Source organism: Micromonospora sp. NPDC005173 (assembly GCF_040608515.1).
Taxonomy (GTDB): Bacteria; Actinomycetota; Actinomycetes; order Mycobacteriales; family Micromonosporaceae; genus Micromonospora.
Genome location: NZ_JBEXIK010000066.1, coordinates 1 through 19,635, shown reverse-complemented (window position 1 = coordinate 19,635; position 19,635 = coordinate 1). Strand labels below are relative to the sequence as shown.

Below are 19,635 nucleotides of genomic sequence, written 5' to 3'. Positions count from 1 at the left end.
CGGAGCGCGATAGTGGGATGCCCCGCCGGCAACGCCGCCTCACTGATCTCCAACGCCCGCCGCCGCAACGGCAGCGCCTCACCCGCCTGCCCCAGCTCCCCCAACGTGTGCGCCAGGTTGTCCAATCGGAGCGCGATATAGGGATTCCCCGCCGGCAACGCCGCCTCACTGATCTCCAACGCCCGCTTATCGGCCTGTAGGGCCTGGTGGTACCTGGCCTGCGTGTAGTGATAGGAAGCAAGCTGGCCCAGCAGGTACGCGAAGGTCAGATCTGCGGTGTCCTCGGGAATGTGTTGGGCGAGCGCTTCGATGTGTGGGGCGAACACCCTCCACTGCGGCCAAGTGTCGACGTCTTCCAATGGATTGCCTGATGGACGGGCTTGGCCTAGCAGAGCTAACGCATGGTCAATGACCTGCTGCCACAACGGCTCGGGCAGGTCGCTGCGCTCGTCGTGGTGGGCATCCTTGGTCTGCATCTGCGCCTGGCTGCGGACCACCGTCTGAAGAAGTCGGTGAGTGCTGACGGTCGTCTGTGTGAGCGTGACCAGGTTATACGACGCTAGCGCCGACAGCGCCTGGTCGACAGCGCCTGGCTGTTCGGCGTATCCGGTCAAAATTGAACGCGGCACATCGTCAGGCGCATAGCACGACAAGATCCGTAGCAGATCGATCGCTGCCGGTAGGTTCTCGCGCAGCCGGTCGAGGGTAAGTAGCCACACCTCCGCCACCGCCCGTTCCGCCTGGTCTCCCTCCGCGATGGTATTCAACACCTCGGTGGGCTGGGCCCGCAGCCGATCTAGATAGGCCGACACCGGCAGGCGGGTCTGCCTCAGATAGCCGGCCGCCTGCTGCAACGCCAACGGCAGGTACCCCAACTCGTCGGCCAACACCGCCGCCGCCAACAGATCCTGCTGTCCCCCACTCCCCAGCAACAGCCGCACTGCGGACTTACGATCCAGCATGTCCAGACGTAGACACCCGTCGACCAGCGTTTCCCAGTTCACGTCACGCCGCGTCGTGATCAATAGGTGCCCGGTGTCCAGCTGCGCCAACAGCGGCTCGACATCCGAACGCTGCTCCACGTTGTCGAGCACGAGCAACCAACCCGACTGGTTCTGCAACCAGCCGACCGCCCACCCCGCAGCCTCGGCTGCCGTCGCCGTCAGGACCAGCTCCGGGTTCATCCGGGCCGTCAACGCCGCCAAACCGCTCTCGATCGTCGCCGGGCTGTCAGCAGTCACCCACCACCGCACCAGATACCGGTCGCGCCATCGATGGGCGTACTGCAACGCCAACTCGGTCTTACCCACTCCACCCAGTCCATGCACCGCCTGACAAATCACCCCGCTACCGGCTGACATCACCTCCTCCAACTCAGCGAACTCCTCCTGACGGCCCACAAACAACCGGATCGGCGGTTTGGGCAGGTTGTGCAACCGCTTCCCCGTATCGGGTGCCGTCGACGGCCGATGCAGCTCGATCCGTCGCGCATCGACCTTCGCGTCGTCCCCCGTGATGGCAAGCCCGCTGATCTCACCTGCGGCGACCGACCGGCCGCCCTCAGCGCTTACCTCATCAGACTCCCCACCAGTGCCGGCAGCATCCCGATGTGTCATCCAGTCACCTGGCCGCCATCCCCGGTGATGACCACCCCACTGATCGTCTGCCCGGCGACAGACCGCGCACCCGATGCCGTGATCGTCACCCCCGCCGAAGCCAGCATCTGCGACAACTCGGCAGCCAACTGCGCATCGGCAGCCACCGCCTTGCGGATCTGCAACCGCAACGCCGCCAACCGATCCTCATCAGCCGGGTTCTCGGCCACATCCATCACCGCCGCCTCCACCATCGGCGCTGACTCCTCCCGCCCCAGCAACCGACGCAACAGCCGCCCACCCAGGCCGACCGTCGCGTCCGCCGCCACCTCCTGCACCCGCGCCACCACGCCCGCCCCGTACGCACCGGCAGCCGCAGCCACGTACGGCACCACCACACCAGCCAACGAAGTCACATCCGAATCCATGAACCCCCACCCTCCGAGCCAACCCTCAGCGACCTCGATCAGTACCACACCAGTGCACGCACCGTCACATCACCCAAAGACCACCGCAAGCACAACCACAACCCACCCGCCATCCCGTCTGCCGTCGACCCGCCCTCCTGGGGAGCGGGCCGCCGCCCGGCCCGCCACGTCAAGACGGGCTTGACGGCTCGTACGGACGCTGGCGGGTCGGGCGGTGGTCTGCTCGGCTCGCCCGGGTCGATGGCGGGCGGGATGGTTCCCCACCGCAACCACTCACGGACCGCGAGCCGCCGACGGAGCCCCGGTCATCCTGGAGCCGGAGCGCCCCCGCCGGAGGCGCAGTAACCGCAACTCCGCCACCGACCCGGCAGCCGCCGACGAACCCGGCGTGCGCTCCCCTGCACCGCGCGGGCTGCTGGCCGCGCGGTCCGGCTGGCTCCCGGCCCACCACCCCACCGGGAAACGGTCTGTCGTCATCCGGCGGCCCACCGGGCTACCCGCCCTCCGCGCCAGCCGTCGGGCGTGTTGCGTGGCCGGAGTCGGAGCGCCAGCGGAGCGAACGGGCGCGCGCCCTGGCGGCGGCGCGTGCGGCCCGTTCAGGGCCGCCTTGATCTCGATCTCGTACAGAAAGTTCTCACAAAGTGTCGCCAGCCCTCGTGTCCGGTCTCGGGACCTGCGTGACAAGTCGGTATCAGGACCTGCGTGACACTCTGCTCACCGATAGGCAGCGAGTCAGAAGCTGTCGACGCCGATTTCGTGCATCGCCCCGTCCGGTCCCATCCGCAACCTCCGCGGTGCGCCCATGGCCCGCAGCACCTCCGCGTACCGGGCTTCACGCGCGGCCTGTTCCTCACCGGACGGGTCGGTCACGCGGAAGCCGTGCAGATGAACCGCCTCCGTATCGATGTCGTCCGACTCCGGGCGCCCCTCGACGACGAAGCCGAACAGCGCGCGCAATGACTCCTCGCCCAGCACAAGGGGATGGAACGGCAAAGGATAAGGGCCCTGGTGGGGCCAGCCCGGTACGGGTTCGACCGGGTGCTCGCCCGCCCAGTAGGGCAGCTCGAAGTCGAACGGCTCGCCGATGTTCTCCCGGATGCCGCCACCGGACAGGCTCAGCGATCTGACCAACACGCCGTCCTCCCAGACCGCGAAGGCAAGGGAACCGGAGACCGAGTGCATCCCGTGCATGACGATCCGCCTGCCCACTCCCGCTTGACGCAGGTGCTCCGGCAGCTCAGACGGACGGTCGAACACAAGCCGCCAGTCGCAGAACAGCTCCAACCCAGCCAACTTCGTGGCGTACGTGATGTCATCTGGCGGGTTGATGTCGTCGAGCAACGTACCGTCGTCGGCGGGCTCGACGACGTAGCCCGGGTGGACCTGACGTACCAGCGCCTCGGTCTCGGCTCGCTCCGAGCGTGTCGCACCAAGTAACGCGGAGCGGATCTCTCCATCGGCGAATGCCAGTAGGGCTGTCTTCGCGCCCACGTCGCTCCTCCAGGTCTTCGGCTGCGCACAAGCGCCCGCACACTACCTGCCTACGAGCCTCCCAGTTGGCCGGCCTCGCACGCTCCGGTCGAGGATTAGGTCAAGCCCAGCCGGTGGCAAGCCCGAGACCACAAACATGATCGTCTAGCCGGACATGTCACGCACGTCCCGAGACTGGTCTGTCACGAGGTCGGGAGCTGCTACACCGCGTCGCTGGCCTGGGCGCGCGGTCGGTCGCCTACCCGCTGATCTCCTCCGGCGTGTACCGGTGGCCGAAGGACGATGCCGTCGCCCAAGCATTGACCGCGCTGCACGCCGAGCCGACCACCGTGGAAGTGGTCCGTCTCGTGTTCTTCGACGAGCAGACGCGCCACACCGCGGAGCGCGTCCACCAGGCCTTCGAGTACGGTCGGTGAACACGCATGGCCGAGAACAGCACGCCTCAACGCGGCAGAGGACGCAGGCGGCGCAGGTGGCGGCGCGCTGCGGAGGACTCATCCGTAAGATCCCCACATGCAGCGGCAAGACTGTTCTGCTCTCCTCGTTCTACGGCGCCACGCCAGCACTCTCGGTTACACAAGAACTACCTCGGCATGAGGGACTCGGCCCGGCTGCCTGGCCCGGGCCTTCAGCCGGTGAGCGCCGTTCAGTACGGCAGAGCGCGGCCAAGTTGCTGGGCGTAGCCGCGGTGTGCGATGAGGATCGCGTCGAGCCACCGGGCCAGCATCTCGTCGGCCCGGAGCACCCGGGTCGTCTCGGCCTGGAAGGACTCGCGGTCGTAGTGGTAGGCGGACTCGACGTCGGGCTGCGCGGCGAGTGCGTTCTCCAGGTAGTCCTCGACGATGGACCCGAGGTTCGGCTGGACCAGATGGCCGACCTCGTCATCGAAACCGAGGCCCCACCGCAGGCCGTCACCGGTCGAGACGTAAATCTGCGCCACCAGGTCCGCGCGGGCGATCGGGTGCTCGTCCCGGGTCTCGTCGGGGCCGGCCAGGCCGATCAGCTCGGCCGGGAACCGGTCGAGGACAGCAGCCGCAGTGGGAAGATCAGCGAGCTGGTCACCGCGGTAAGCCACGCTGCCCTGGCCCGGGGTGCCGCTTTCCGGCTCGACGCCGGGCACCGCGAACGGCGGGAAAGCACTCATTTCTCAGTCCTTCGTATCGGAGGCCGTGTCGCGGGACGGGCCGGAGCCCGCCCCGCGACACCTGGGATCATTCCACCGGGAAGTGGATGGTGAACGGGATCTTGTTCGTCTTCAGGCAGTTGAACAGCTTCTCGGTCATGCCGAGGTCGTTCACGTTGGGCTGACCGCTACCGCTGCCGACGAAGTGCCAGTGGACGCCCTTGACACCCTTGCCCTTCATGTCCGGTTTGCCGGCGTTGGCCGCCTTGATCTTCTCCTGGTTGTCGGGGTTCATGTACCAGGCATCCTTCTCGCACTGGGTGACCTGCTCCAGGATCCGGTCGTCGCCCTGGGCGAAGCCCGACTTCACCTCGTGCAGGATCCAGCCGTCGGTGAGTTCCTCGCCGAAGTCGGCGTCCCGGCCGCCCTTGAACCTGTCGTCGTCCGGCCTGGCCAGCGGCAGCTGCGGCCGGCCCACCTTGCCCTGGCTGGCCATCAGCTCATTGAGGATCGTCTCGCCGTCCTGCCAGCCGTACGCCCAGCGCAGGTTGGGCCCGTCGACGTGCAGCGCGTCCGGGTCGGTCATCATCTCGTGGGTCCGCTTGAGGTCGGTCCGCTTGCCGTTGAGCAGCCGGTCGAAGGTCTTCTTGCTGATCCATCCGTCGGGGACGGCGGAGGCGGTCACGGCGAACGCCGCTGCCGCGTCCTCCGCGACGATAGCGTTGTAGACCTCCGGCATGATGAGCTCGTAGGTGAGCTCCTTGACGGTGTCCGGGATCTTGTCGTACCGGGCGACGTAGCGCGCCGCGTCCATGAGCCGGTGCGCGTACTTCGTGACGAACTTCGCGACCTTGGCCGGGATGGCAACCGCGTCGCCGACGTACGGGACGAGCCCGAGAACGTTGAAGCCGACGCTCACCCAGTCGCCGTGGATGATCGCCGCGACGGTGTCGCGGATGTCCGCCAGGGTGCCGGTGATCCAGCCGACCACCGGGATGACGCTGGACGCGCTGGCACACAGGTTGCCGGCGAGCCAGGCCATCGAGTCCTTCTCGGCGAAGTCGCCGGCGAACATGCCGAGCAGGAAGTCGGTGACGTACGTCCACTTGCTGATCTGCTCGTCGAAGCGGCCCGGGTGCAGACCCTTCGACTCGGCGTTGGAGATTTCGTAGTCGTCACGCAGGCCGTCGTTGTCGGTGTCCTGGTTCAGCGCGCTGATCAGGTAATCGAGCTCGACACTGTCGGAGAGGCCGTCGCCGTCGGTGTCCACCTTGGTCGGGTCGGAGCCGAGGTCCTCTTCCGCGAGGTCCCGCACGCCGTCGCCGTCCGTGTCGATCGGCGTGGGGTTCGGGTTGATCGGCTGGCCGTCGCCGGGGACCGGCGGGGCACGCGGCTGGTCGGGAACCAGCGGGTTGGTGCCCTTGGCCACCTCGGCGCCGTCGTTCAGGCCGTCGCCGTCGGTGTCCGCCTCGGTCGGGGAGGTGCCGAGCCGCTGCTCCTCGAGGTTGGTCAGCCCGTCCCCGTCAAGATCCTCGGCGCCGTCGTTCACCGTGTCGTTGTCGGTGTCGTACGCGTTCGGCCGGGTCCAGCCGGCCAGCGCCGTGATCTCGAACTTGTCGGTGAGCTCGTCACCGTCGGAGTCGGCCAGCAGCGGGCTGGAGCCGAAGCGCAGCTCCACCACGTCGACCACACCGTCGTTGTCGTGGTCACCCTCGTACGTGATGCCGAACCGGGTGAGTACCCGGAAGCCGCTCTCCCAGGCGTCCTCGGCCTGGATGGTGGCGGGCTGAACGTTGGCCTTGACAAGCATCTCGTCGGCCTTGGCCAGGTAACCCTTGGCCGCTTCGAGGTCGGCGAACGCCTCGTCGACGCCGGCCGGAGCGGGCGGCGGAGGCGGGCTGACCCGGCGGAACGGGCCGATCGTCGCCTCGGCGTCCTGGATCGCCGCGTCGGCCAGCAGCCGGACCCCGGTGAGCGACTTGACCAGCGCGGTGACGTGACCCTGCTCGGCCTCGCCGCTGGGCGGGCTGGCGCCGGTCATCCGGCTCTTGAGGAAGGCCTCGAGGTGCTTCAGGTTGTCGAACGCCGCGGCGGCGTCGGCCGGCCCGTTGAGCCGCGCGCCGTCGAAGTACCGGCTCTTGACGTCGGCCTGCACCGGCTCGAGCCGGCTTTCACCGAGATCGTCACCGACATACGGGCGCAGCGCCTCAGTGCCCTCGATGACGGACGCCTTTGCGTCGAGTTGGTACCTGGTGGCCGGGATCTTGGCGATCTCGACCTGCCAGAACGGCGTCTCGGCGGCGGCCGCCGGGGTGCCGAGGAGGGCTATCGGAGCAACGACGGCCGCGGACAGCGCGGCCGTCATTCTCCGGCGTAGTGGTAGTGGTATACCACGTCTCACAATGTTCCCCCAGTGTGTGGCGAGTTGCCCAATGAACCCTTTTTCAACCTGGCATCGAGCTCGGCGGCACCGGACCGCAGAACAGCGCCGGCCACTGCCGGCCCCACCGCGTCGAAGAGGTTCAACGTGGGGGAATCGTATAGAGCCTCACCTATATTTTGCGTATATTTGCAATATATGTGGGCTGGCCTGCGGAAACTTAAGCAGCAGGCAGACGTTGGGGAACCGGCAGGCGTCACTCGCCCGGCTCATCGCGCGGGGACGGCGAGGTAGCTGTCCTCCAGGCCGGGATCCATCGGGCGGGCCTGCGCGCTCGGCGCCGCCGACGCCACGATCCGGTACCGCATGCCGTCCTCGTGCGGCAACGCGGACACCACCGTGCCCTCGGCGGGCGGCGGGCCGTCCGTGACCACCGACCAGACACGACCCTCGGCCCGGCGGGTGAGTTCGTCGACGGTGCCGCGGAAGATCAGCCGGCCCTTGGCGAGCACCGCCACCTCCTGGCACGTCTGCGCGATGTCGTCGACGATGTGCGTGCTCAGCAGCACGGTCCGCCGGCCGGCGAACTGGGACAGCAGCGTACGGAAGCGGATCCGCTCCTCCGGGTCGAGTCCCGCGGTCGGCTCATCCACGATCAGCAGTTGCGGATCGGCGAGCAACGCCTGAGCGATGCCGACCCGGCAGCGCACCAGTAACGGACCGTGATGCCGGCCGCCGGAGGGGACCGCTGACTGTCACCCGTCAAGTGAAACCGATGTGTAACGCATCAAGCGGAGCCCGACAGGTACTACTCGGCTTCGGTAGCGGCCAGGAACCAACCAACCGCCGGTGCCTGGTCGTAGGTAGATCGGGCATCCCACGCCTGCCCCCAGGCGTCTCCGTTGCCGACACCGGCTGCAAATGCCATGAACTGGCGGGCCTGTGCCCGCACCTGAGCCGCCTGTTCTGCTGTGATCAGGTGCAGAACGAGCGGCCGAGGCTCTGACGGAACCCAGTCGGGTCCGGCCGAGAACCAGTACTCCCGATCCCCGTAGCGGGCCAGCCCGTCTAGCGGTCCGTCGTAGAAGTCCAACACCTCGACGATCTGGACCCCAACAAGCTGAGGCAGACCTTGCAGGCCGGCGGGATCGGGATGCACCCATGCACGCTAACCGCTTCATCTGGTCGTGGCGGTCCCACATGGTCGGCAATTATGGTGCGTCAGGGGTGTCAAGCGTCCTGCGATGCCGCTTCGTCAACCTCAGCTGGCGGGTACGCGGCCAACTGCTGCACCGAGCCACCAAGACCGAAGAGTCCGACGCTCCCCTACCGCTACCGGCGATCTGCATCGCCGCACTGCGGCACCGCCACCAACAACAGCAGGCCGCACGAGAAAGCCGGCGACGCCTGGCACGACACCGGCATGATTTTCACGACCCGCTACGGACTGCCGGTCGAACCCCGCAACTTCAACCGCTCCTATGACAGCCGCATCGTCCGCGCCGGCATCCGAAAGATCACCGTTCACGACGCCCGCCGCACCTGCGGTTCGCTACTGGTCGACCTGGACGTGCACCCCCGGGTTGCGATGGCCATCCTGCGGCACGCGGACTTCTCGATCACGATGGAGATCTACAGCCAAGTCTCGTCCAAGACGACCCGCGAGGCCCTGCGGAGACTCGGCGAAAGCCTCGGTCAATGAGCCGTTGCTGTACTTCGCTGCTGTACAAGATCAGAAATGGCCATCCGGAAGATTCCGAATGGCCTCTGACCTGCGTCGGGACGGCCGGATTCGAACCGACGACCCCTTGACCCCCAGTGAACTAGCAGGCCTACCGGCATCTGCCGGTTGATACCGAACCATGCCGGGCATGCAGGTCGACGGCCCGGTAATGGTCCTTAGCAAACCGAGCCCTCCCGGACTCTGACGGGCCGTCCGTGAGACGGTTGTGAGATCTCACGGCGGCCTGGCTTGGGAGAGGCGCTGCAGTTCATCGGCCAGCGCTCCTCCGAGGACTGGCTCTGCGCCGCGACACCCGCCGCCGGATACCCCCGCTGACGAGTTGCTGGGGGAGCGTCATCGGCCGCCCTGCCGCGCTGCTGGCATGTTTCGAAAGAGTGCAGCGGCCTACGGCATAACCGGGCAGGGGGGTGAAAGCTAGATAATCAACCCACGGTCGATGGCCAGGTAGGTGTCAGCGGTCGCAGACTCAAGCTGCTGCGGTCGCCCAAGACTAATCGGCGGTTCTCGATCAATGAGGCTGAGCCAATTGTATTCGTTGCCCTCTTCGAATCCGCCACGCGCAGCGGCCAGCAGGTCTTGGCGGTACTGCTGCGTTAGTCGCCGGTAGGTTCGCAACCGCCACCAGTTCTGGACCTCCGGCTCCGCGCGCTCCCACCGCGGCGGCGAGGCCGAGGGCCTCGCCGCGGCCATCCCCCAACTCATCGTCTCATCGACGACACGTCGGGCCACCGGATCCTGATACTCCTGCTCCGCCTCAGAATCGGCACGCTCAGCTAAGACCGCTTCGGCGCCGATGAGCGACTGGCAGGCCGCGTACAGACGGCGCGACATCCCGACGGTGATGCCGGCGCCCGGCACGTCGGAAGCGAGCATGTCGACGCCGACCAGCGCCGACAGCTCTGCAGAACCCCGGGGAAGGTCCACAAGGCGGGACCGCAGCGTTGCTGACGACTGGTCCGACTCAATCAGCGTTACCGCTGATGCGCGACGCCGCACCTGAGCACGCCGCGGGTCAACCGCAGCGCCGACTGGAACGACGCTGGCACGCTCTTCATTGCTCAGAAGAGCGAGGTAGATCAGCATGCTAGACCGGGCGAGTCGGTAGAGCGCTTCGTCGTCCGTTGCCGGGTCAGGTGGAAGGACAGGGCCGGGAGGGACGCTGGCGCCTCGCGGATCGGCGTGACGCTCCTCCCGCGTGTCGATATCCACCGTCATGAAGAGGCAGTCCTCCAGGCTCGTGCCACACAGCACCCGGCGGTGCGGGCCGTTGACGATTCCATCGAGATCGAGCTGCCCGGCCCCTTCTCGCAACTTGCCCTTGGACAATCGGCGCTGCGCCTTGGCCTCCACCAACCAGTTGGCGGGTTGGAGCGGGTGCACGCCAAGCAAGTCGGGTTTACGAGCTGTGACATCCCACAAAGCAGGATTGGTGTTCGGTGGGTAGGAATCCTCAGCGTGCAGGCTGTGCCCCATGCCGAGCTGACCCCAACAAAGCCACTCGGCCATGGTCATGCCGATACGGTAGCTAAAGGCTCCTTTGGCGGTGATCTCCGTACCACGCTGATACACCTCGTTGGTGACAACCCGATAGCCCACCCGGCGGTCGGGTCCGATGCCTTTTTCGCGACGCAGGTAAGCACGAAGCGGCGAGCAGCGGGAGATGATCTCCAGTTCCGCCAGTCTCGGTACATTGGCGAGCCACGGTGTTACATCCCGACCGACGGTCATCGCCGCGTGGAGGACTTCGCGCCAGCTGGTCCGAATTAGGTAGTCGTCCGAGTCTGGAAGGCCGGTGATAGGCCAAGCGGCGCTGGCAGCACGGACAGCGTTCGGCCAGGGCCTGCCCTGCGGATTTAGCGGAGAGCTGTGCCGGAGAAAGACAGGCACATCGAAGGCGTCGCTGACGCCGATCGGGTCATCTGCAGCGCCACTGCTAACGTGCACGCAGCAGTCTGACACAGCTTGGAACATTCCCGCTGACCCGGCGACCACCCCTACGTCGCCGCGGCTGCTCATACCGTCTAGCCGAAGCGGTAGAACCAAGCTGGCCACACAATCCAGCACCGGACGACGTCGGGCAGCGCGGCGAAGTGCTGCTCTCCTGACGCCATCCGCCATCCTGTCTGCCATCGACCCGCCCGCCGGGGAGCGGGCCGCCGCCCGGCCCGCCACGGCCTGCGGACCTCGACCGCTCGTACGGACGCTGGCGGGTGGGGCGGCGGTCTGCTCGGCTTGCCCGGGTCGATCGCAGACAGGATGGCCTACCGCCACCACCCTCGGAGCCGGCGGCCGCAGACGGCCTCCGGCCATCCTGGAGCCGGAGCGCCCCCGCCGGAGGCGCAATGACCGCAAACCACGCGTCGCGCGACTCGCCGACGCAGCCGAGGCCCCTCCCTCACCTCGCGCATGGTCACTCCGCCACGCTCGGAGACCGCGCCCGACCACCGGGGCCGCACCCACGTAGTGCCACGCGAGGGCCGAAGCACTGCTGACTCCGACTCGCGACATCCCGGAATGCGTTCTCACCTCACATCTCGCCGTCTGCCTGGAGGTTAGAACATCAGTACGCGTTGGCCTGGCCATTGGCTTGCGCGTGTCGCTGGCATGAGGTCGACGGGCGGGATATGTTGTGCGGCTCGCTGCTGGGCCGACCCTCGGCCCACCCATTCGTTGTCCGGCACGAGACAAACGCGGCGACTGTCCACGGCCGGTAAGCCGAAAGGGCTCTTTCGTGGCCGCCGAACACCCTTCGCAGCGTGTCCTGCTTACCTGGGCTGACATCACTGCTGCCGCAGCGGAACTTGAGCCGGATATGCGGGACCTGCTTCTGGAGCTAATCCGGGCCAAGAACCCGCATCTGGCGACGAGCGTCACCACCGCTGACGGGCCTTGGTACGTACGGAACGTGCATGTGCGGGGTCACATCGGAGTCGCCGAGGAGGCCGTTGACCTGCCCCTAAAGCCTACTGCGGGCCTCACGATCGTCACCGCGCGTAACGGCACCGGCAAGACGAGCATCGCCGACGGCGCCCGACACACCCTAAGCAGTGGAACCAAGCGGTCCTATCAGGTACTGGCGAACAACATTCATTATCCGTACCGCGACATCGTCGCCACCGTCAGCAACGGGCGACACGACATAGAGATTTTCTGCGGGGCAGATGAGGTTGTTCAATGGCGCAACGCGGACGGTTCGCTCAGTACGCCGCCCAGCGAATGGACGGAGGCATTCGAGCGCTACATGCCAGTGCTGCTGTATCCGGAGATGTCCCAGGTCATTCAAGATCCGAGCAATCTGCACACGTTCCTAAAAGACGCGCTTGAGCTGACCGCACTCGAAGAACTGCAGGCCCTGCTCAAAACTGACCGGGACAAGGGCGCGGTGGCCAGGCGCCTTGTGGAGGCCGCCCACACGAGTGCGCTGAACGGCATCGTCAAGGCCGGCCAGGAAGAACTGGCCAGGATGGTGCGGAACTGCGGCGCGTTCCCGGACGAGGACGCCCAGGCTCGGATCATGGTGTTGACCGAGACCTTGCCGGAGACCGCACCGCCGCCGCTGGGTCTGCCCGATACCTGGGCGGTGGATGACGGGCTTCGCGTCCGGGCCGTCAACGCGCTCGTCCGGCTGGACAACGCCGTCGGTTCGGATGCGGCCGGGGCAAACGCGCTCCTGGCGGTGCTTCAGAAGGCACTTGCCCTCGGTGACGCGCGGCTCGACGACCTCCGTGACCGGGACGTGTGCCCGGTCTGCGGGACGACCGGGCACGAGTGGATGCGGCGCGCCTCCGAGGATGCTGACCGGCTGAGGGCGGCTACCCGGGAGCTGCGAAATGCGACGGCCGCTGCAGCTGCGGCGCTGCGGGACCTTGGCAGGAGCTTCCCGACCACGCTGACCGAATCGCTGCGCCGGGCACTCACCCAGGTGACGGATCCGGCCACTGAACTACGGATAAGGCAGTGGGACCGGCTCGTCCGCCTGGCTACCGATTTCGCCACCATGGCGCCATCCGTGGCGTCGCTGACTGAGGCGCTTGACGAGAGCGCCGATCTAGTCGGCTGGTACGCGAAGGTCCGCGACGACCTTCTCGCCCGGCGTGACGACGTCATCGCCGCACAGGCGACGGTCCGCGCGCACATCGGATCGTGGATGGACGTCCGCAGCCAGGAACGGCCGGCGCTGACAAGGCTCGCTGTGGCCGAGCGGCTGGACCGCAAGGTCGACCGGTGGATCCGAACCGCGCGTGAGGACATCTTCGCACCCATCGGAAAGGAGGTGATGGAGTTGTGGTCCGTGCTCAACCCAGACGCGGACCTCAAGCTGACCGGCATCGCCCTCACCGGCGGTACGAAGATGCGGCGAAATGTGGCGTTGGACCTCGTCGACGGCGACGTCGCGCTGCCGGCCGGCAAGAACAGCTCCGCGGTCCTAAGTACCGGCCAGCGCAACGCACTCTCGCTGGCCACGTACCTGCCCCGTGCTACCCAGCCAGAAAGTCCGTTCGGATTCCTCATCCTCGACGACCCGATCCACGCGTTCGACACCTGGCGAGTGCGGTACCTGGCTCGGCATCTGATGACCCTCGCTGAGCGCTTCCAGGTTGTCGTGTTCACCCACGATGACCGTCTCTGGCGCGAGCTTCGCGGTCTGGGCGCGATGCCAACCCACATTCGGATGGACCGGCACGGTGATGGCCGGCCGCAGGTCCGGGTGAGGCACGTGGCCAGTCCCGGGATTCAGCGCCTGGACGAGATCCAGCGAATCCTCGGAGCCGAGAAGGGAGCACCCATCGGAACCCCCAACGCCGTCACCGCGATGACCCTGGCAATGTGCCGGCAGGCCGTCGACACCGAGGTCGTCGCACAGATCGAGATGCTGGGCCGGCGGGTCGGTTTGCCCGAGGCCACAGTCGTTGCCGACCTCCGGAGCGCACGGAAGACTCTCGACCAGTTGGCGCTCCTGAACAACTATGCCCGCCGGGCGGGCCTGCGCACCCTCGACGTGAACGGCTTCGCTCCGACCGTGCACGCACTCAACGGCGCGGCCCATGGCCGCGCCCCCGAGGGGGAGCCGCAGCTCTGGGTACGCCAAACCCGGAAGATCATCAAAGCCGTCCAACAGGTCGGGAGCTGAGATGGCAACCTACCCGGATGTCGAGCTAGCGGATCTCCAGGCCGCCTACCGAGGGTGGCCCGGCGGCACGGCCGAAAAGGCGGCGCTCGCAGCGCTGGTGCTGCGCATTCGCATCGAGCGCGCAGCGGCCAGGCTGCCCAGCACGGTGATTGCTGCGAAGCCTGACATCTCCATGATCGAACGACGGCTGTACCTCAGCATCGGCGAGCCGGGACTATCGCCTGAGGCCCAGGTTCGCCGCATGCGGGCGATTGCCGGCGCGCTGGAGGCATACGTCGCGATCTGCGAGATCCTGCATGGCCGCAACCCAGATCCGGCACCTCCCCTGAAGGATATCGATGCGTGGACTTCGGCCGTCGACGCACTCGAGGAGGACCTCTATCCGGCTCCCGCGGCCGCGCGGGACCGAACGTTGCAGGGTGCAGCTACGCGACGATAAGTCGCAGTGACAGCTGGCCAACCGGCCGCGCCCACGCCACCGTGGTGCGGGCGCGGTCAGCAGCGCGAGGACTCTGCGAAGACTCAAGTCACGTCGCCCAGTAACGGACTTGGAGTCCCGTGCCAGCTGATCGCCAAGACGTCGCGGGCGCGCGTCGATGCCACGAAAAGCAGCGATCGCGCCTTGCGCTGTTCGCGCTCGTACCGCTGGGGGTCATCCCTCCGGTAGCGCTCGATGGCAGAACGTGGAATGACGCCCGCGCCCACACCGACGAGGGCCAGTCGTTGGTACTCGAGCCCCTTGAACCGGTGCATCGTCCCAACATGGATCTCGCCGTCTCCGCTCGGACCGTCCTTGGTCAATTCAGCGCAGGTCAGGCCCACCTTGGTAGTCAGGTAGTTCATAACCTGGCTCATCAGCTCACGATCCGCTACGCCAACGGCGACGTGGCCAGCCGGATCGCGCGGGGCGCCACGTTCGTCGGTGGAGAGTTCCTCCCGCCAAGCGACCAGCAGGCTGCCCAACCCGGCGAGTTCCTCGTCCCAACTTCGGTAAGGCGTGAATATCGGCCGTGGACCGCGCAGGACCGAACGATAGCCAGCGAGGTGGTCGGTTCCGTCGTCGAGGTCGTCGTAGAGGACATTGCTACCCTCGGCGACGCGCACAGCTTGTGCCAGGATTTCGTGGGTCGTGCGGTAGCTGAGTGTGAGCCGAGTGGACCGGCCCCGGATGTTGATGCCAAGGGCACCGAGGGACACCTGGTGATCGTAGATGCGCTGGTGCGTATCGCCAGCGATGAACAGGTCGCTGCGCTGTCCCGGGGCGACCATCGCGCGGAGCATCTTCCAATGCGCCGCGCGGAGGTCCTGCGCCTCGTCGACGACGATGTGCCGGTAACGGTAGGTCGAAGGGTACGTGCCCGACCGGTCGTCGGCCGGCCCGGTGGAGGTAAGCCGCGCCTCGATCTTCGCAGCGCGTTCGATCTCGTAACGGGCCGCCCGTTCTGCGGCCTGCCCCCAAGTCTCGACGCCGAGCTTGTCCAGGCGGGCGGTGAACTGCTCGATGAGCTTCCAGATCTGGCTGCGTTCAGGGCGGGTGAGCGCCCAGCCGCGGCCGGCCCGGCGAGCCTGGAAGTACTCGGATCGGGTTGGGATCGCCTGGCCGAGGATGACCTGTTCCCACTCATCGAGGACGAAGTCAGCGTCCCAGCGCTGCTCGTCGACCTCAGTTAGGAGCTGCCGCATCTCGGTCAAGGCGACCTGGTCACTGATTCTCCTTCGGCGATGGCTCTGGACGGTGTTCTCGCCGATGACCCGGGCAGCGAGTTGGTCGATGTGCGTGACATCGACCCGCGCGATCAGGTCTGGATCATCAATCAGCGAGGTCAACCGGAGCCGGAGATCGGCAGCAAGGTTTGCGGTGAAGGTGGTAAGCAGGATCGGCTTGTCCGATCCCGCAGGAAGCTGTTGGACAAGGTGCTTAACCCTATGTAGTGCGACAACGGTCTTTCCAGTGCCTGGCCCCCCGGAGACCCGGGCGGGGCCGCTGTAGTCAGCGTGAGCGATCTTCTCCTGGGCGGGATGAAGGTAGACCTTCCAGGTCCGGAAGCTGCCTTCTTCGATTGCCGCTTGGACGTGGTCGTCGACGGATGTGACCTTGGTTCGGGTAAGCGCCGTCGCGAAGTCGGCGAGATCGGGTTCTGCCTGCAGGCGAACGGGCCGGGTGACCTCCTCGAGGACTGAGTCGATACTCATTCCCGCGGCGAGGCCGTAGAGGACGTCCTTGGACAGCAGCGGCGCTCCGTCGAGCAGCTGGTCGAGCTCTGCGTCGGTGGTGACGGTCAGCGCAAGGCCGATGAGCTGCTCAGCGACGCCGAGCTCTCGAAGCTGATCGGCGTTGTAAGCCGCGAGCAGAGCGGGCTGTGCTGGCGCCGCCATCCCGGCCGGCGGAACGCTCGGCTGGCCCGATGCGCTGGCAGGCGGTTGATCTGCGTCGTCCGGCTCGGCCGGGGTAAGCGTAATGCCGGCCCGGCGGAGAGAGCTGTCCCCCACAACGGCGAGGTCGACAAACTCGATCTCGCCGGTGATGCGGTTGACGGCAACCTGGAGCTCGTCGTAGATGTCCTTACGGTGCCTGACCGCAATGATCAGCCAATGCTGGATGCCGTCTTGATCAGCACCGACCGGAGTCAGGAGTGCCCGGTACGACTGGTTGATCTTGGCTCGGTGGATTCGCGAATCGCCCTTGAGCTTCTTCAGATCGAGCCCAGGCTGGTCCGGATTCTTCCGAAAGCGGTGGCAGAAGTCATAGAACTGGCCCTTTACCGTCCGGTCGAGCTTGTAGAGCTCTTCCTCGGCCTTGCGGTACAGGCTGAGTCGTGCGGTCATAGCGTTGGGTCCTCCACGTCGGGAAGCAGTGCCACCAGTTCGTCAAAGCGTCCCAGCCACTCGGACGCCGTCAGAAGGGTCCAGCCGTCCTCGACGTACGCCTCGTCGCGGCGTAGCGCGTCGTGATCACTCTCGTCAGCCGCATAGACCACCGCCACCTTGACGTTGGACTCGGTCCACGCGAAGTCGACCATCCAGCGGCTGGTACCGAGTTCGTAGCCGAACACCGGTGCGCGCTTGCCCCGCTCGGCCAGCTGTCGCGCAAGGATCCCGAGCTCACCACCTTGATTCGGCTCGTCACGCAGAATCTCTAGGATGTCCTCGTCCCAGCTCGGGTCGCGTCGCCTCTGTGCAGGGACTGTTGGTGATGAATGCGGGGTCCCAGCTGTCGGAGCGGACACAGCGCGGGCTCCGCTGAGAGTGTTCAACTCGCCGAGGCCGCCACAGACGGCGAGCATTTCGACGTCGTAGTCAGCCGCCGTGCTGTAAGCCAACTGGACGCCATCGCCGTCGTCGAAGGCGAGAAATTGGGTGAGGTTTGTCCAATAGAGCCAGGAACGCCATCGGTCCTTGTGCGCGTCGGTGTCGAGCACTGCGTCACTGTCGTCCAAAACAGCCAGCGCAGACCAGCGCAGGTGCTCGGAGTCGGCCGTATCGAGCGTGACGACAATCGGCAGACCGGTCAGGTCGTTGGAGCGGTAGACGTGCACAGGGCTGCTCGTGCCGCCGACGAGTGGCGGCGGCACGGCTTGGCGCTCACCGAAGGTCCCGAGTTCGGATCGCAGCGCATTGATGAGGTCATCACGCCGGCTCGTCACTGCTACCGGGGTCGTGCCGCCGGCGGCTAGCAGCCCGGTGACCATGGCCGCAGCGCGGAGGGCCCAGCGTTCGTTGTCCGGCTCCCGCAGATAGCCAATCAGAGCGGTGATGGGGTTGACGAAGACCGCACCAGCGAATTGGGCGCGTTGCCCGCCATACTGCTCGTAAGCGTCCTTCGCCTGCTCCTGTGCGGTACTGGAGTAGGGAGGCCAGGCCGGGCGAGCCGGGGTTGGCCGCTGTTCAAATAGATCGATGTCCGCCCAGGTGATCTCGAAGACCACGTGCCCGTCGGCCCGTAGCATCGTGCGCTGGCGTGCGTCCGCTGCAATGCGGTTGTGCCTTCGGCTGGCGTGGAACTCGAAGCCTTCCAGATAGACTTTGACACTCTGGTGCGGACCGTCCGCGCGCGTGAAAGTGAAGTCAGTGCGTGTCCTGTGGAGCTGTTCCTGGGCGGTCAGCCTCCAGTGCACGACGTCAGCGCCTCGGGTGAAACGAAGGTGCCCGCTGGCGTGGCCGTCCTCGTCCAGCGAGGCGTCCTCGGTCACGGTGACCCAGTCCCGCAACACGGAGAGGAAGCGTGCCTCCAGGTCAGACTCGACCTGCCGGTCCAGACCGACCTGCCGGGTGTTCGTGACCTCGGTCGTCTGCCAGCCCTCGTCGTCGAAGAGCAGAGATTCGATCTGAACCGCCCCGGGGTTGGTAGCGCCCGACCTCTTGTGGAGGATCGAGTCATGTCACGCCCTTCCCCGTACCCCGCCGAACTGCGTCAGCGGGCGGTGCGGATGGTCGCCGAGATGCGGCCGAACTACGAGTCCGACTGGGCCGCGATCAGCGCGGTGGCCCAGAAACTCGGCATCGGTACCGCGGAGACGCTGCGCAAATGGGTCCGCCAAGCCGAGGTTGACGGCGGGCAGCGTCCCGGAGTCAGCACAGATGAGTCCGCGGAGTTGAAGCGGCTGCGCCGGGAGAACGCTGAGCTACGACGCGCGAACGAGATCCTCAAGAGTGCGTCGGCTTTCTTCGCGGCCGAGCTCGACCGGCCACAGCAACGCTCGTGACCTACATCGACGAGCACAAGCACCTGTTCGGCGTCGAGCCGATCTGCCAGGCCCTGACATCGTTCGGGTGGCCGATCGCGTCCAGCACCTACCGCGCTGCCTACCGGCGGCTGCCCACGACCAGGGCCCGCCGCGACGCCTGGCTGAGCGAGCAGATCCGCCGGATCCACGCAGCCAACTACGGCGTCTACGGCGCCCGCAAAGTGTGGCTGGCCTTGAATCGCGAAGGCATCGAGGTGGCCCGGTGCACCGTCGAACGGCTCATGCGCGCACTCGGCCTGCGCGGGGTCGTGCGCGGCAAGACCCGCCGGACCACGATCGCTGACCAGCACGCCGCCCGGCCGGCGGACCTGGTCCAGCGCCGGTTCAGCGCAGACCGGCCGAACCGGTTGTGGGTCGCCGATTTCACCTATGTGCCGACCTGGTCCGGGATGGTCTATGTCGCCTTCGTCATCGACGTCTACTCCCGCCGCATCCTCGGCTGGCGGGCCGCTACCACCATGAAGACCGTCCTGGTCCTGGACGCTCTCGAGATGGCGATCTGGGCCCGCGGTCGGCACGGCGCCACCGATCTAACCGGGCTGATTCACCACCACGACGCCGGCAGCCAATACACGTCCATCGCCTTCACCGAACGCCTCGCCGCAGCCGGCGTCGACGCGTCGGTCGGCACCGTCGCGGACGCCTACGATAATGCCCTGGCCGAGTCCACGATCGGGCTGTTCAAGACCGAACTGATCAAACCCCAAGGACCCTGGAAGACCTGCGACCAGGTCGAGATCGCCACCCTGGAGTACGTCGACTGGTACAACCACCGCCGCCTGCACAGCGGCGCCGCGGACCTGCCACCAGCCGACTTCGAAACCCTGCACCAACCCGCCGAACCTCGCCTCACCCAGGCGACGTCCCAACCCATTTAGCCGCCACCAAACCCGGGGCGGTTCAGTCGGGGAAGTCGGGCACGTATTTCATCGTCTTGAACTGCGCTTCGGAGTACGGATTGTCGTTCGACGTCCGCGGTCGTGAATGTGAGCGGAGCA

Annotated in this window: 14 protein-coding genes, 1 pseudogene and 1 other annotated feature; of the genes and pseudogenes, 5 read left to right on the top strand and 10 right to left on the bottom strand. The window is 66.7% G+C overall.

Going from position 1 to position 19,635, the window contains the following annotated elements:
* The 3 genes from ABZV00_RS35280 to ABZV00_RS35270 all read right to left on the bottom strand — a co-directional run.
* The coding region (locus ABZV00_RS35280) for a tetratricopeptide repeat protein (protein ID WP_355614287.1) at positions 1-1,616 on the bottom strand (1,616 nt) is incomplete at its 3' end.
* Positions 1,613-2,023, bottom strand: a complete 411-nt coding sequence (locus ABZV00_RS35275) for a hypothetical protein (protein ID WP_355614284.1) — start codon at positions 2,021-2,023, stop codon at positions 1,613-1,615. The genes ABZV00_RS35280 and ABZV00_RS35275, both read right to left, overlap by 4 nt.
* Before the next feature lie 732 nt (positions 2,024-2,755).
* Positions 2,756-3,514: a hypothetical protein gene (locus ABZV00_RS35270; RefSeq protein WP_355614281.1), complete on the bottom strand. Its 759-nt coding sequence runs from the start codon at positions 3,512-3,514 to the stop codon at positions 2,756-2,758.
* 179 nt (positions 3,515-3,693) lie between these two features.
* On the opposite strand from ABZV00_RS35270, the gene ABZV00_RS35265 reads away from it, so the two are divergent.
* Positions 3,694-3,930 (top strand): macro domain-containing protein, encoded by a 237-nt coding sequence (locus ABZV00_RS35265; protein WP_355614325.1) that lies wholly within the window; start codon positions 3,694-3,696, stop codon positions 3,928-3,930.
* A 230-nt stretch (positions 3,931-4,160) separates the two neighbouring features.
* Here ABZV00_RS35265 and ABZV00_RS35260 read toward each other — a convergent pair whose 3' ends face one another.
* From ABZV00_RS35260 to ABZV00_RS35245, 4 genes are all read right to left on the bottom strand, one after another.
* Positions 4,161-4,658 (bottom strand): hypothetical protein, encoded by a 498-nt coding sequence (locus ABZV00_RS35260; protein ID WP_074316583.1) that lies wholly within the window; start codon positions 4,656-4,658, stop codon positions 4,161-4,163.
* Between the two features lie 67 nt (positions 4,659-4,725).
* Positions 4,726-7,002, bottom strand: coding sequence for a hypothetical protein (locus ABZV00_RS35255; protein ID WP_355614278.1), 2,277 nt, complete (start codon positions 7,000-7,002; stop codon positions 4,726-4,728).
* A 284-nt stretch (positions 7,003-7,286) separates the two neighbouring features.
* Positions 7,287-7,727, bottom strand: coding sequence for a hypothetical protein (locus tag ABZV00_RS35250; RefSeq protein WP_355614276.1), 441 nt, complete (start codon positions 7,725-7,727; stop codon positions 7,287-7,289).
* 98 nt (positions 7,728-7,825) lie between these two features.
* On the bottom strand, positions 7,826-8,176 hold the full coding sequence (locus tag ABZV00_RS35245; protein WP_355614273.1) for a hypothetical protein: 351 nt from the start codon (positions 8,174-8,176) through the stop codon (positions 7,826-7,828).
* A 110-nt stretch (positions 8,177-8,286) separates the two neighbouring features.
* Between ABZV00_RS35245 and ABZV00_RS35240 the strand changes: the two are divergent.
* Positions 8,287-8,719, top strand: a pseudogene (locus ABZV00_RS35240) (tyrosine-type recombinase/integrase); the annotation flags it as partial.
* Between the two features lie 456 nt (positions 8,720-9,175).
* On the opposite strand, the gene ABZV00_RS35235 reads toward ABZV00_RS35240, so the two are convergent.
* Positions 9,176-10,489: a hypothetical protein gene (locus tag ABZV00_RS35235; RefSeq protein ID WP_355614270.1), complete on the bottom strand. Its 1,314-nt coding sequence runs from the start codon at positions 10,487-10,489 to the stop codon at positions 9,176-9,178.
* A 1,003-nt stretch (positions 10,490-11,492) separates the two neighbouring features.
* Between ABZV00_RS35235 and ABZV00_RS35230 the strand changes: the two genes are divergently transcribed.
* Complete coding sequence (locus ABZV00_RS35230; protein ID WP_355614267.1) at positions 11,493-13,892, top strand: hypothetical protein; 2,400 nt, start codon at positions 11,493-11,495, stop codon at positions 13,890-13,892.
* A 1-nt stretch (position 13,893) separates the two neighbouring features.
* Positions 13,894-14,331, top strand: coding sequence for a hypothetical protein (locus ABZV00_RS35225; RefSeq protein WP_355614264.1), 438 nt, complete (start codon positions 13,894-13,896; stop codon positions 14,329-14,331).
* 83 nt (positions 14,332-14,414) lie between these two features.
* Here the strand turns inward: ABZV00_RS35225 and ABZV00_RS35220 are convergent, their stop codons facing one another.
* Both ABZV00_RS35220 and ABZV00_RS35215 read right to left on the bottom strand, forming a co-directional pair.
* On the bottom strand, positions 14,415-16,718 hold the full coding sequence (locus ABZV00_RS35220) for a UvrD-helicase domain-containing protein (RefSeq protein WP_355614261.1): 2,304 nt from the start codon (positions 16,716-16,718) through the stop codon (positions 14,415-14,417).
* Positions 16,715-18,103 (bottom strand): hypothetical protein, encoded by a 1,389-nt coding sequence (locus tag ABZV00_RS35215; protein WP_355614258.1) that lies wholly within the window; start codon positions 18,101-18,103, stop codon positions 16,715-16,717. The genes ABZV00_RS35220 and ABZV00_RS35215 overlap by 4 nt, the downstream gene beginning before the upstream one ends.
* 165 nt (positions 18,104-18,268) lie before the next feature.
* Here ABZV00_RS35215 and ABZV00_RS35210 point away from each other — a divergent pair.
* Positions 18,269-19,515, top strand: a protein-coding gene (locus ABZV00_RS35210; RefSeq protein ID WP_355614255.1) for an IS3 family transposase whose coding sequence is annotated in 2 segments (ribosomal slippage) — positions 18,269-18,551 and positions 18,551-19,515 — 1,248 coding nt in all. Because the reading frame shifts where the segments join, the coding sequence is not laid out codon by codon here.
* Positions 18,550-18,678: a sequence feature (AL1L pseudoknot), on the top strand. (Overlaps the previous gene by 129 nt.)
* Positions 19,516-19,635: the final 120 nt, after the last annotated feature.